The organism is Nitrospira sp. (assembly GCA_016788885.1).
Classification (GTDB): Bacteria; Nitrospirota; Nitrospiria; order Nitrospirales; family Nitrospiraceae; genus Nitrospira_A.
Genome location: JAEURX010000042.1, coordinates 1 through 14,007, shown reverse-complemented (window position 1 = coordinate 14,007; position 14,007 = coordinate 1). Strand labels below are relative to the sequence as shown.

Here is a 14,007-nt window from a genome sequence, read left to right as displayed (position 1 = left end):
CTACCATTCAATCTTTGCCCATCGATCCCCGGTCTTTCGGATCTTGATTCGCGCCGATCTGAGAATCGGGCTTGGTTTGACCGCTTCGCCGTTGTTGTTGATCAGCACCTCGTGAATGATGGTCGCCGAGGCCTCATCGTCTATCACCGCGAGGCTTTGGATCGACACCTGAATTGTCCGATAGTTGCTGAACATGGTGCGCACGAAACCCAGTCGATCGCTTCCCATCTCAGAGAGTCGCTCCAAGGTTTCGAGGTCTTCCCCTTCATAGGCTCGCTTAAATTCATCCAGGAGCTCCCGTAATTGCCGCCGTGAAGCGCTGGCGCCGCTCTGACCGTCGGAAGGAAGTTTGGCGATCAATTCCTCTTTCTTTCGGCGATCTTCTTCCTGTGCGACGCGCCTCTTGCGTTCCTCCTCGTCCCTCTTCGCCTGCTGCGCGGCAGCCTCGCGCCGTTCCTTGTCCAGCCGTTCACGGTCAGCCCGGAGCTGCGTCTGTTCCGCTTCATAGCGCTCACGAGCGACACGCGATTCTTCTTCCTGGGCTTTTCGGCGTTCCTCCATCTCTGCTCGGGCCTTCTGTGCGGTCAGCTCTCTCTCTCTATCCAGGCGATCGCTTTCAGTTTGCAGCCGTTTCTGTTCCGCCTCCAGCCGTTCCTTTGCCAATCGGGCCGCCTCCTCCGCTTTGCGACGTTCCTTCTCTTGTATGGCTGCTCTCTGGGCGGCGAGTTCGCCTTCTTTTTCCATGCGCTGCTGTTCGTCGCGGAATCGCTGTTGCTGCGCCTCATGCCGCTCTCTGGCGAGTCGGGTTTCCTCTTCCGCCTTCTTACGCTGAGCTTCCGCCAGGCGTGCCTGTTCCTCAGCTGAGTCCCGTTCCTTTTCAAGTCGCTGCCGTTCAGCCTGCAAACGCTTCGTCTCGGCCTCCTCCTTGCCCCGTTTGGCTTCGAGTTCCTCCCGCTCACGGGCTGCACGCGCATCTTCCTGCGCCTTCCGACGTTGTTCTTCTGCTACCTGAGCTTGCTTGGCAGCGAGGTCCTTCTCTTTTTCGAGACGCTTCTGCTCTTGATCAAACTTGCGCTGTTCTGCTTCCTGTCGTTCGCGAGCGGCACGAGCCGTCTCCTGGGTTTTTTTGCGCTGCTCCTCCGCGATTTTCGCCTGTTGTGCTGCCTGGTCCCGTTCTTTTTTTTGAAGCGCCTCTGCTTCGCGGCGTTTCGCTTCGACTCTGGCCTGATCTATCTCAAGTTGTCGCTGTTCTTGTTCTATGTTGGCCTGTAGTTGGGCACTCTCCGTGGAGACCGGGTCGTGACGTGAACTTGCGGCGTTGGTTGGTTCGGCATTGCTGGAAGTGGTTGTGGCGGAGGCAGGATGTTCGGTCTTGTCTGTCGAAGGAGTTCTGAACAGGATGCCATTGGATAAAACATAGGCAAGGCTGCTGAAGACGAGGATCAGGCTCAGGATTCCGATCGCCATCGTTACCTGGGTAGACGTTCGCCGAATAGGTTTGCTCTCTGGTAGTAGCGGCGAGGTCTGCGAGGCCTGTTTTGTCCGCGGAAGAATATCTGTCGCTTCATCACGCACTTCTGAAGAAACAGGAAGGAGTTGAGATTGTTCGGCCGGCGACTGTGGCCCTGACTCGACCTGTGGCCCTATGTTCTGCCGGGAGGGGATGGTGTGCGATTCAAAAGAATAAGGGGCGGTGGCGATTCTCGTTGTGCGAGACGTAACCGGAGAAGAGGGCGTGACGATGATGGTGGGTGCCTCATCGGTATCCTCTCGGGGGAGGGATTCCAGACATTCCTTTAACTGGCTTGCGAGAATCGCAGCTCTCGGCGTTCGATACTCTGGTTCCCGGCGTACGAGGTCTTCGACAATGGCTTGCACGCTCGATGGTACCTCGGGAGGAAATGTCAGCGGAATTTCATATGCCGGATCCAGCAGCTTAGTAAGGATGCTGGTTTTGGGCATGCTGCGAAATGGAGTCTGGCCGACGATCATTTCATGCAGTACGATGCCCAACGAATACAGGTCGGTGCGGCCGTCAACCGCCGTGCCTCCGGCCTGTTCCGGAGACATATACTCGGGCGTTCCTATGATTTGCCCCGTGCTGGTAATGGCGGCTTCGTCCAATGCAGCCGCAATACCAAAGTCGGTCAATTTGACACGCCCTCTGGTATCAACCAGAATGTTCGCTGGTTTGATGTCGCGGTGAACGATGCCTTGGGAATGCGCGAAGGCCAGCGCGGTGGCGACCTGAAGTGCGATTTCGACCGCTTCACGGACGGAAAGCGAGTGGTGGGCCTTGATCTTTGCCCGGAGGTCCATACCAGAAAAATACTCCATCACAATAAAGTGAGCGCCCCGATCTTCTTCAACGGAAAAGATCGTGACGATGTTCTCGTGATGGAGCCGAGCCATGGCGCGGGCCTCGCGGATGAACCGCTCGGTGAAGGAGGGATCGCCGGAGAACTGTTCGTGGATGACCTTGATCGCGACGAGGCGATTGAGAGTCCGGTCCAAGGCTTTATAAAGCACCCCCATGCCGCCCTTGGCGATTTCTTCCTGGACGACGTATTTCCCGGAAAAGATCCGGTCTGGCATCAGGGGCCTCTCATCGGGCGGCGCCGGGGAGGTGGCAACGGCATGTAGGGTATACGAAAGTCTTGCGAGAGAACAAGACGACCTGGCCGAAGGGTGGAAATCACAAGGCCCGTATTCAGATAAAGCGTGAAAAGCCGTGGTACGGTTTCGACCTGGAGCCGACTGAAAGACGAGAGCGTTGGTGCCGTGGGGAAGAGCGCTGGCAAGGCATGATTATTGATCGTTCTGACCTGTGGGTAGGTAGGGCGGACCTCGAATGAGAGTCGAAGGGAGGCGGACGATGTATCACACGCAACACTGGCTGGTCGGTATCATCGCGGTATTGCTCATGGGCTGTCAGGGCGATAGGGAGGTGCGGGGCAAAGAAGGTTCAAACACTCCCGCGGTTAGCTCAGCACCTGCAGCAGGCCCGACATCGTCAGCCTCAACTTCGGTCCAGACTTCACCCGCGCCGGTTCCAACCTCACCCGCACCTGGTAGTGACGGCGATTTGGCAGGCTCAACTGCTTATACGGAAAAGCTAGGGCAGAACGGAATGGTGGACTGGACGGCAGGGATGGTGACCGCTTCCGGGATCGGCTATCCGCCTCCGGATACAATCAACCGCACGCAGGCTCGACTATTGGCAAGACGCGCCGCCCAGTCTGTAGCCTATCGAAACCTGTTGGAGGCATTCACGGCGATCCGCGTCGATTCCACCACGACGGTCAAAAATTACGTCGCTACCACTGACGAGATTCAGGTGAAGGTCCAGGGAATGGTTGAAGATGCGAAGGTTATTCAGGAGCGGGAATTAGAGAAGGGCGGGTATGAAGTCACGCTGCAAATGAAATTGACAGGACAAACATCGCAGATGTTTGCGCCTAAAGATGCTCCCGCACCCAAGCGTCTTGTGCGGGAAATCCCGACAGATGCTGGGTCCAAAACGGTCGCCCCCTATACGGGGCTGGTAGTCGATGCGCGAGGAATGGAGGTGCGACCGGCCTTGGTTCCAAAAATTCTCACAGAGGATGGTCAAGAAGCCTATTCGCAGAGCTACGTGCTCGCGAAGTATAGACAGAAGGAAGGAATCGCCGCCTATGTATCTGACCCTGTGACGGCCAAAACTCATCCGAAGGTCACGGACAATCCGCTGTATGTCAAAGCGCTCCGACCAGCGGGAAACAGCCATACGGATCTGGTCATCAGCAATGCCGCCGCCCAGACGATCCACGGGGTGAAAGATCACTTTGAATTCCTAGAGAAGGGACAGGTGATTGTGGTTATCGATCGGAGCGGGCGTGATGAGACAATCAGGTAATTCATTTACGTTGGTCGTTCTGTGATCGAAGACAGCCGGCACGGTGCGCCTACTTCCAAGACACGAACCGTTTCCGAGACGCAGTCGCGCCGGCAGTTGCTTGGGACCTATGCTTCAGCGATGACATTGGCCGATAACAACCTTCCATCCGGCGCCGAAATCTGTAATCCTTGATTCGGGTGCCCCTTCTTTCTTTCTTCCTCTTCATTTCCATACTCCATGTTCTTTCAGCGGCTCCTCAACTAGGTCCGAAGTTCTTTCTCAAAGTGAGACAAATAAAGAGCTGTTTGTCACATCGGACAAGTACATTTCATTGAGACGCGACTGTATCTGTACAGATACTTATCAGTATCCAATGAGATACGAACCTCACCCCTGGGCTGCTTGGCACGCTGACATGCTTAGTCATCCTGCCAAGAGGAAAATATTCCGAATCCAATGGCGAAGAAACTCTCCGTACGTGCAAGGGTACGTCGTATGCATCTCGTATAGGTGAATTTATAACGAGGCTGTCTCATGGAGGAGTGAAAGCGATGGTTCGGGGGCGAGCAACTCCTGAAGGAGAAGAAGCACTAGGGGCCTACCAGGAATTCATCGAAGGCCACGCAACGATATCGAGGTATGCTGAGTGCGGGGTATTCGTCGCCGCAGTCTTGCTCAATGTATTCTTGGCGTCTTCTGTATTCGGTCAAGCTGGACTACCGTTGCCTCTCGAGCTACCGATCCCCTTACCTCCTAAACAGCCAGAATTGCCTCAGGCCCCTCCGCCACCCAAGCCGCCTGCGCTCCAAATGCCGTCTCAGCCACAGGTCCGGCCTGGTGAACCAATTACAGGCCTCAAAATTTCGGTGAAGGAGATTCACCTCGTGGGGAACACCGCCTTCACTGATCAACAACTTGCCGAAGTGACTTCCAAGTACACGAATCGAGAGCTGACCACGGAAGATCTGGAAAGTCTCAGGCTCGAATTGACCATGTTCTACATCAACCATGGTTATGTCACCTCGGGTGCGATCATTCCAGATCAGGCGGTGACCGAACCGTTCATCACGGTCCAGATCATCGAAGGCACGCTGAAGGAGATCAATGTTGAAGGCAACCGGTGGTTCCGCACGTCGTACTTCGAGGATCGATTGCGACTGAGTGCCGGGCCACCCCTTAACGCGAATACATTGCAGGAACGCCTCCAAATTCTCCAGACGAATCCCCGTATCGAACGAGTGAATGCCGAGCTGAAACCCGGCCTCGTACGTGGAGAAAGCGCGCTCGATGTGCGAGTCAAAGAAGCGAATCCTTTCAAGGCATGGCTGGAGTTCAATAATTTCCTCTCGCCCTCCGTTGGAGCAGAGCAGGGTTCAATTACCTTGATGGATCAGAACCTGTTCGGCATCGGCGATACGTTGACGCTCCAATATGGAGCCTCCGCAGGAGTGAATCCCATTTTGAACTTCTCCTATGCCGTCCCGGTGACAGCGCGGGATACCACGCTCTCTGTTCAGTATCGCCGCTTCAATTTTAAGGTCGTAGAAGACCCCTTTGAGGTGCTCGATATTAAAAACGAATCCCAAATCATCGGTGTAATGCTTCGACAGCCCCTGTACCGGACGCCGAGGCAGGAGTTCGGTGTCTCACTCGGACTCGACTATGAAGAGAACAAAAGTTTTCTGCAGGGCCAGCCGTTTGAGTTTATCCAGGGCGCGGCGAACGGGGTGTTCAGATTAGCGGTCTTGCGCTTCACTCAGGATTGGGTGCACCGGGGCGACAACCAAGTTTTCTCGGCGCTGTCGCGCTTTTCACTCGGTATAGGGGCGCTTGGTGCCACCACCAATCCAACCGTGAATTTGCCAGACGGACGTTTCTTTTCCTGGTTGGGTGAAGGGCAGTGGTTGCGGCAGCTTCAGTTTCTGCGAACGCAATTAGTTGGGAGAGGGGTGGTGCAACTGTCCAACGATCATTTGTTTCCCTTGGAACAGATCTCGGTGGGCGGGCGCTATAGCGTGCGCGGATATCGAGCCTTCACGCTCATCCGGGACAATGCGGCGATCGCCTCAGTAGAAGCGCGCGTACCTCTATACAGGACGGCCGCTGGAGTCGATACCTTGTTTATTGCTCCCTTCGTTGACTTTGGCCACGGATGGCAGACGACCGTTCCCAGTCCGATCGATCCCCCCAAGACATTGGCGAGTGTCGGCGTGGGAGCAATTTGGAATTTCCTGCCAGGCAGCCACTTCGAAGTTTATTGGGGACAGCAACTCAACCATTTTCGCGGAGGCAATGGGAATCTGCAGGACCACGGCGTGTATTTACAGTTGGTCGTGCAGGCGTTGTAGATAGGATGAAATGAATGATCACCATTCAATACGTATAGAGCATCAACGCGCCGGACCGGTTCCCAGGATGTTATCGCTGGCCGAAAGTTTTACAGGGGTGGAATTATCAGCGGAAGTCGTCGATCTTCGACATAACGAACTAGAGGAGCGCCGTTATGTTTATTCAAATTGAGACCAACAGGCTGGCCTTGTTGTTACTGTGGTCGATTACTGGATCGATACTACTTTCGTTTAGTTCTATTAGCGGAGCTCAGGTTAATAACAACATCACTCTGCCTGGAAATTCTAGCCAAAATCTTCAAACTCAGATAACAAATGGTTCTGGCACTTCGACAACCATCACGGGAGGCACCCGAGCTGGCACCAATTTGTTTCATAGTTTTCAATCATTTAGCATTGGAGATAAGGCGTTGGCGCAATTTCATAATGATGGTTCCTCTACAACCAATATTTTCGCCCGAGTTGTGGGCGGAGAGCAGTCAGTAATAAATGGCACCCTCCAAACTACTGGCTATAGCAACTCCCAATTCAACTTCGGCAATGCAAATCTTTGGTTTATGAATCCCAGCGGGATCATGTTCGGCTCTCATGCACAGCTAAACGTCGGCGGTTCAGCGACATTCACTACTGCCAATACTTTGAACTTTAGCAATGAAGGTCAATTCACGATGAATTCGTCTGTCAAGGACGTAGGCATTCTTTCCATTGCCTCTGTCGTGGCATTCGGCTTTATGGGGAAAGAAGGGACAACGCCAGGCCCAATTACCATTACCGAAAGCAATTTATCAGTGCCGGGACCAGCTCTGGCGTTTGTGGGAGGGAACATCCTAATTGCTGGTGGAAATCTATCTGCTCCTAATGGAGTGGTAAGAGTTACGAGTGTTGGGCCCTTACAACCTGCATATGAAGGTGATTCGTGGACATTCGTTGACCTGAATCAAGAGACTGGGGCTCACAGCTACTCAAATTACTGTTACCCCTGCGAATCGTCTCCATCACTCGCCGGCACAATTACTCTTGGTCAGGGTCCTAGTGGTGTTGACGCCGTCATAAACGCTCGTGCCGCGATACAGCTCAACGGAGTGACCTACAACGGAACAAACGGGACCGGTTATATTGGCACGGATCTCACTAGTGGAAAGCCTCCGGTAATCATTATTCAGGACGGATCACTCCAGGTTGCCAATCTGCCATCCACCCAACTCATTGTGTCGTCTCCAGCCGTCACATCACTATCCCCGGCTACGACATTAGATGTTGGCGGAAATGGGCCTTTAACGGTGACCCTCAACCACGCTTTTACCAGGCAAGTTGACATTCAAGTCAACAGCGATAATGCGAATGTCGCCTCAGTAACCCCCGCCGCTGTAACAGTCCCTGCTGGAAGCAATTCAGCATCCGTCACTCCGGGAGTCCATGGCGTGGCGCCGGGTACGACATCCGTCAAAGCTTCCGCCGGCACCAGTGCGCCGGCTGGTGCCTTGGTCCAGGTAACATTTCCATCCAGTTCGCTGGCTCCCACTCCCTCGGCGCTGACCGAAGGAGATGGGGGGACAGTGAGCATTACGCTGGGAAGGCCGCTGTCAGTACCGGTGACCGTCACATTCGGAGCATCTAACTCTTCGGTGCTTTCACTCCCGAGCAATCAGGTCACCATTCCGGCTGGTCAAACCAGCAGCGCGTCCGTACCGTTTTCAACCCTCCAATCAGGCTCTGCCACTATCACCGCTTCCTTGCAGGTAGGTAATCAGCAAGTGGCGAGCACACCACCAAGTTCACCAATACAAGTCAATCCCATTCCGTTGCAGTCCTTTGGTCCTGCTACTCCGCTCATTGAAGGCAACAATGAGACCCTGAGCGTTGTGCTGGGAAAACCAGCGCCTCATCCGATAACCGTAACGTTCACAAGTTCCAATCCTGATGCAATCCCGGCACCCACTCCGATCACGATTGGCCAGAATCAAAGCACCGGCCCGGTGATCGTGCTTGGCCAGCACCCCGGGACAGCGACCATTACAGCTTCTTATGCTGGTGGAAACGTCACTGCGCCTGTGGTGGTGAACCCGCCCCCGATCACGACATTTGCACCCAACCTCACTGTTTCATCCAATACTACCGGTAATGTCACCATCACATTAGCCGCGCCCTCTTCTAGAGACGTGCGTGTGGCACTCGATAGCAGTAATACCGGTGTGGCAAGGCCAGATCCGTTCGTGATCATCCCGGCAGGTCAGAAGAGTGTGACGACGCCAATACGAGGCGAGGCTGTAGGAATTGCCACCATTACGGCATCGGAGGGAAATTCGACCGCCTCAGCCAACGTGCAAGTACTCGACACGTCCCTGAGCAATTCTGCCGCAGCGAGCAATTCCGTTGCAGCCGGAAAAGCGCCCACTACACCACTTCCATCGACTTATGCCAATCAACTCATTATGGCGTCGGATCGTTGCGTCGGGAGTAAGACGGGAGAGTTCAGCTCATTTGTTCAACGTGGTCGGGATGCAGCGCCACCGCAGCCAGGTGGAATGCTCGCGAGCCCGTTAGGTGTTCAAACCGGGACACCGAAAATCAGCGGCCTCTCGCTCCTTCCGGCAAGCGCAGTAAGGAGAGGGCAGGGCACATTGAATCTGGCCCCCGGCGTGGCGGCCTTTCTCCAGCTGGATAAAGGATGCTGATCATCAATGATAGGAATCGTCGGTCGGCACGGAGGGCATTATGAACTCACCCCTAAATAGCGTCAGGCAGGGCCATCTTGTCGGATGGCTCTGCACGAAATTCTTACGCTGGAGTTGCATTGTCATAGTGCTCATAGCGCTCGGGTTACATCATGTGCTCGCCAATGAACAGACTCTAAGGCCGGCTGAACAAGAAATGGCGCAGGGCCGGGAGTTTTTCACCCAAGGATCCTTTCCTCAGGCGGCGTTGCATTGGATGGAGGCAGCCCGTCTCTATGAACGAGAAGGCCAGTTAAAAGAGCAAAGCCAGGCGTTGACCCATCTTGCCTATGCGTTTCAGCAAGAGGGACAGATCCGCGAGGCTCTTACGACCTTGCAAGCTGCCTTGAAGCTGTCGGAGCAAGTTGGCAGCCGAGCACAGACCGCCGCTATTCTGGGGCGTCTCGGCAATGCCGCACTTGCATTGGGTCAGAGCGACCTTGCGCTCGAACACCTTACCAAGGCGGTGAGTCTTGTGCGTGAAGAGGAAGAGAAGGACACGGGGTTGCTCGCCATGCTTCTCAATGACCTGGGGAACGCCTTGACATCAACCAACCAGCGGATTGAAGCGATCGACGTCTATCTTGAAAGCAAGAGCCTCGCGAGCCTCACTGATCAGCCGGCGCTCGCTGTGATGGCGCAAACGAACATGGCGATGGCGTTGTTTGAAGAGCAGCAACTTACCGAAGCGGAAAAGCAGCTCGACCTTGCTTATGCAGAGATCCAAAGTCTGGAGGATTCTTACTCCAAAGCCTATGGTTTGCTCAATATAGGATTGACGTACGATGACCTTCGAATGGCGGTGTCTTCACCGCGGATGATGGCGCAAGCTGCGGAGGGTCCCTTTGCCGGTAATACCCGAGGGCTAGGCGTTGGGGCAGGAACGTCACCTGCTTCACGGGAGGGAAAAAAGGTGCCATCGTATGTCCCCTCCGACAATAGCCTGGTGCGACAGGCTTCGGATTCCTTTGTCGCCGCTGCGCAGGTTGCTACCCGGCTAGGAGACCCGCGGGCACAGTCTTATGCCTGGGGTTATTTAGGAGCTTTGTTGGAGAAGGAACATCGTTATGGAGAGGCCCTAGATTTCACGCGAAGAGCTGCACTCGCCGCCCAGAAGGGCAACGTGCCGGAGTCTTCCTACCGATGGCAATGGCAGACGGCCCGTCTGCTCAAGGCATCCGACAAACCAGATGAGGCGCTTGCGGCGTATCAGCGAGCCGTGACTATCCTGAAACCCATTCGCTATGAATTTTCTGTCGGCTATCAGGGCCGTCACCACTCATTTCACGATTCCATTGCACCGCTCTTTACGGAATTTGAGGATTCGCTGTTACGTCGAGCCGTGAATTCTCAAGAGCCCGAACAGGTTCAGCGGCTACTCGTGCAGGTTCGGGAAGCCGTCGAAGCAAGTAGAACTGCCGAGCTGCAGGACTACTTTAGAGACGACTGCGTGGGGAATATGCTTGCGAAGCGGGGCCGCGGGGCGATTCCTGATCACACTGCGGTTATTTATCCGATCATTCTTCCGGATCGCTTGGAATTGCTCGTTGATATGGGCGACAAGTTGTATCGTTTTGGTGTTCCGGTAAACGCGGAACAGTTGACTCAAGAGGTCAGAGCCTTCCGCAGGACGATCCAAGATCGTCAATCAAACCGTTACCTTACCCATGCTCAAAGACTCTATGGTTGGCTGGTAGCGCCGGCGCAACGTGAATACTCGTCACGCGCCATTCATACCTTGGTGTTCGTACCCGATGGACCTCTCCGGACGGTTCCGATGGCCGCGCTTTATGATGGAAAGCATTTTGCGATTGATACGTATGCTATGGCAGTTACCCCCAGCATGGATTTGACCGATACCCGGCCCGTCGACCGAACCAAAATCAATCTGCTCTCGATGGGGTTAACAGAGTCCGTCCAAGGGTTCCCGGCTTTGCCGAACGTCGCTACGGAGGTTGATACTCTGAAAACCCTCTATGGGGGGAAGCTTCTCTTGGATAGCCAATTTCTGGTGCCCTCTATGGAACGAGAAATAAAAGAACAGGGAGTGGGGATGGTGCATATCGCGTCACACGGGGTGGTGGAGAATGACGTAAACAAATCATTTTTACTCGCCTACGATGACAAGATCACAATGAACCGGCTTTCGCAGCTTGTAGGACTGCTTCAGTACCGGCAGACTCCGCTTGAACTGCTCACGCTCAGCGCCTGTGAAACTGCAATCGGGGATGATCGGGCAGCTCTGGGGTTGGCCGGAGTAGCAGTCAAGGCCGGAGCCAGAAGCGCGTTGGCTACGCTGTGGTTCATTGACGACAAAGCCACCTCGGAACTAGTCGACGAATTCTATCGGCAGCTTCGAGATCCTTCGGTGACCAAAGCAGTGGCTCTGCAGCGAGCCCAATTGATGATCCTGAATGAGCCCGGGTATGGTCATCCCAGTTTCTGGGCGCCGTTCTTGTTAATTAGTAATTGGATGTAGAAAAGTGTTGTGGCTGCGATTCCGCACCGTGAGAGCTTGTCATGAAATGGTCTCGGATTTCTAAACTTGACCGGTGGATTTCATGGTCGATTCCATTATTGGTCTGTGCGCTTATCACTCCCGCTTGGAATGCCCGGAGTGAGCCCCTATCACCTGGCGGGTCCAGCACATCTCAGGAGCCTGTCGAGGGGCAAGCTTGTTATGCCTACGGCGACAGCGAGACGCCGGCACAGGCGAAACGGGTCGCTATCAGCTTGGCGCAGGAGCAGGCAGTGCGGAGTCATCGCGTCTTTGTTGAATCTGCCACCATAGTGAAAAATTTTAGACTCGAGGAAGATGTGGTACAGACTGCCAGCGCAGCCCTCCTTGAACGTGTGCGCGTAGAAAAAGAAGAAAAACGAGGCCAAGAAATCTGTGTCACGATCACGGCTTTCATGAGTCCTGTCTCTATGGAGGACATGATCCGTCAACGGGTTAATGCGAAGGAAATTTCTCAGGCAGCGGTGTCTGTGGTGCCGCAGTCTCCTTCTTCAAAAGCCAAGATCTGGACGAATAAATCGGACGGTCACTATGTCGAGGGAGACCGGCTTATCATTTCTGTGCAATCGGAGCGGGACGCGTATCTGAAACTGGATTATTTTCAGGCAGATGGAACGGTTGTCCATATGGTTCCGAACCAATTTCGGGGACAAGGAGTCGTGAAGGCGGGTCGTGTATATGCCTTTGGAGATGACACCTCCCCGGAGCAATTCACGATCCAAGGTCCGTTTGGAGCGGAAACGATCAAAGCGATTTTCAGCTCCCGACCGTTTGATTTGGGGATCACGAGTACAAGCGTGATAAGTGATAGCCGCGAATACCTACAGGCCTTAGCCGGGTCGCGAGGGCTTAAAGTGGATGGCACCTCTCAGTCTATTTCTTTGAATACTGTGAGCAAAACAGTGGAGGAGTACAAGAATGGACGGAAAGTGAGCGTGTCTGATTAACCATAGTAAGAAGTGGCCTCCTTTATTTGAATCGGATGTTCCATTTGTTTGCCAACGCTAGTTTGACGTCTCCCCAGAAAACGACGGCACTCTAACACGAGAGTAGCATGATGGCTTCGACGGTCCTCGCCGAAAGGAGTGGATCGATGAAGCGGTCACGATTCTCCGAAGAGCAGATCGTCTATGCCATCCGGCAAGCCGAGAGTGGGATCCCAGTTGGGGATGTCTGTCGGCAACTCGGCATCGCCGAGCAAACCTTCTACGCCTGGAAAAATAAGTACGCGCACCTGGGCGTGAGCGAGCTCCGCCGGCTGCGGCAAGTGGAAGAGGAGAACGCCCGGCTCAAACGGCTGGTGGCCGATCTCTCCCTCGACAAACACATGCTCTCGGAGGCCTTACGAAAAAAAGTCTGAGGCCTGCCCGGCGCCGAGAATTGGCTCACTGGCTTCATGAGACGTTCTTGGTGAGTTGTGCGCGGGCCTGTCGCTTGGCGCAGTTTGGGCGAGCCTCGTGGTATCGAACCAGTCGCGCCAAGGATCAATCGGCCCTCCGGCTCCGCATTCGGGATCTGGCGCATGCTCGGCCTCGATTTGGCTACATGCGGATCTGGGTCTTGCTGCGGCGTGAGGGGTGGCTGATCAATCGGACGCGCGTCCGACGATTGTATCACCTGGATGGGTTACAGCTGCGCATGCGGGTGCGGCGCCGGAAACACATCGCCCTGCATCGTGGGCCGGCCCCGAATCCAACCGGGCCGACCGAGCGCTGGAGCATGGATGTTGTCCATGATACCCCGGCCGACGGGCGGCCATTTCGAATCTTGACGGTGGTGGATAACTGGAGTCGCTGCAGTCCGGTGCTAGAGGCGAGATTCCGAATGACGGGAGAGACGGTTAGCCAGGTGCTTGATCGCGTCCTCGGGGAGGGCCAGGGGCCTCGCTCCATCACCGTCGATCATGGAACGGAATTCCACTCGCGCGCCTTGGAAGATTGGGCCTATCGGCGGGGCGTCCAGCTCGGCTTTATTCGCCCCGGCAAGCCCGTGGAAAACGCCTTTATTGAATCGTGTAACGGGCGGCTCCGCGACGAGTGTCTGAACGTCCACCAGTTCGCCTCACTGGCCGAAGCCCAAGCGATCATCGAAACGTGGCGGATGGATTACCATCACCACCGCCCTCACAGCTCACTTGGGCACATGACCCCGGATGAGTTTGTCGCACAACGTCAGGCTAAACCGATCGCCGAAGAAGCCCTCTGCTCTGGTTAAGAATTGCCTCGGAATGAGACCAACGTCACCTGCCTGAAGATTCTCCTTTTGCGTGTCTCGATCTACGGGGAGCTTACAAATGGAGGGACTAACTCTTTCTGACCAAAAAGTCAGGGTATCCGGGGCTATGTTGGTGAACACCTAGTGAACCTTTTTTTGAGACATCAGACATTATTCCATGTAAACCATTGAAAAATGGAGCTGGCGAGAGGAATCGAACCCCCAACCGGCGGTTTACAAACCAACGAAGTGACGAACGAGGATGATGTATCCTTATGCAAAATAACGAATCATGACCTCGAATAGGTGGTGCTCGTTAGGCTAGAGCAGGGTGCT

At 54.7% G+C, this 14,007-nt stretch carries 7 protein-coding genes; 6 read left to right on the top strand and 1 reads right to left on the bottom strand.

Annotated elements, in window-relative coordinates; genetic code table 11:
- Complete coding sequence (locus JNL86_11470; protein ID MBL8043525.1) at positions 1-2,595, bottom strand: protein kinase; 2,595 nt, start codon at positions 2,593-2,595, stop codon at positions 1-3.
- A 535-nt stretch (positions 2,596-3,130) separates the two neighbouring features.
- On the opposite strand from JNL86_11470, the gene JNL86_11465 reads away from it, so the two are divergent.
- The 6 genes from JNL86_11465 (at position 3,131) to JNL86_11440 (ending at position 13,671) form a co-directional block, all read left to right on the top strand.
- Positions 3,131-3,895, top strand: coding sequence for an LPP20 family lipoprotein (locus JNL86_11465; protein ID MBL8043524.1), 765 nt, complete (start codon positions 3,131-3,133; stop codon positions 3,893-3,895).
- Positions 3,896-4,428: 533 nt separating this feature from the next.
- Positions 4,429-6,225 carry a ShlB/FhaC/HecB family hemolysin secretion/activation protein gene (locus tag JNL86_11460; protein MBL8043523.1) on the top strand — a complete coding sequence of 599 codons (1,797 nt, stop codon included), beginning with the start codon at positions 4,429-4,431 and terminating at the stop codon, positions 6,223-6,225.
- 155 nt (positions 6,226-6,380) lie between these two features.
- Complete coding sequence (locus JNL86_11455; protein MBL8043522.1) at positions 6,381-8,900, top strand: filamentous hemagglutinin N-terminal domain-containing protein; 2,520 nt, start codon at positions 6,381-6,383, stop codon at positions 8,898-8,900.
- A gap of 40 nt (positions 8,901-8,940) precedes the next feature.
- Positions 8,941-11,418 (top strand): CHAT domain-containing protein, encoded by a 2,478-nt coding sequence (locus JNL86_11450; protein ID MBL8043521.1) that lies wholly within the window; start codon positions 8,941-8,943, stop codon positions 11,416-11,418.
- A gap of 41 nt (positions 11,419-11,459) precedes the next feature.
- Positions 11,460-12,404, top strand: a complete 945-nt coding sequence (locus JNL86_11445; GenBank protein MBL8043520.1) for a DUF4384 domain-containing protein — start codon at positions 11,460-11,462, stop codon at positions 12,402-12,404.
- Positions 12,405-12,550: 146 nt separating this feature from the next.
- Positions 12,551-13,671 (top strand): IS3 family transposase gene (locus tag JNL86_11440; protein MBL8043519.1). Its coding sequence is split into 2 segments (ribosomal slippage): positions 12,551-12,812 and positions 12,812-13,671, totalling 1,122 coding nucleotides; the frame shifts between segments, so codons are not numbered across the junction.
- The last annotated feature ends 336 nt before the right edge of the window (positions 13,672-14,007 follow it).

Excerpts from the sequence above, each read along its gene's own strand:
- JNL86_11470 (MBL8043525.1), bottom strand. The coding sequence starts at position 2,595 with ATGCCAGACCGGATCTTTTCCGGGAAATACGTCGTCCAGGAAGAAATC.
- JNL86_11465 (MBL8043524.1), top strand. The coding sequence starts at position 3,131 with ATGGTGGACTGGACGGCAGGGATGGTGACCGCTTCCGGGATCGGCTAT.
- JNL86_11460 (MBL8043523.1), top strand. The coding sequence starts at position 4,429 with ATGGTTCGGGGGCGAGCAACTCCTGAAGGAGAAGAAGCACTAGGGGCC.
- JNL86_11455 (MBL8043522.1), top strand. The coding sequence starts at position 6,381 with ATGTTTATTCAAATTGAGACCAACAGGCTGGCCTTGTTGTTACTGTGG.
- JNL86_11445 (MBL8043520.1), top strand. The coding sequence starts at position 11,460 with ATGAAATGGTCTCGGATTTCTAAACTTGACCGGTGGATTTCATGGTCG.
- JNL86_11450 (MBL8043521.1), top strand. The coding sequence starts at position 8,941 with ATGAACTCACCCCTAAATAGCGTCAGGCAGGGCCATCTTGTCGGATGG.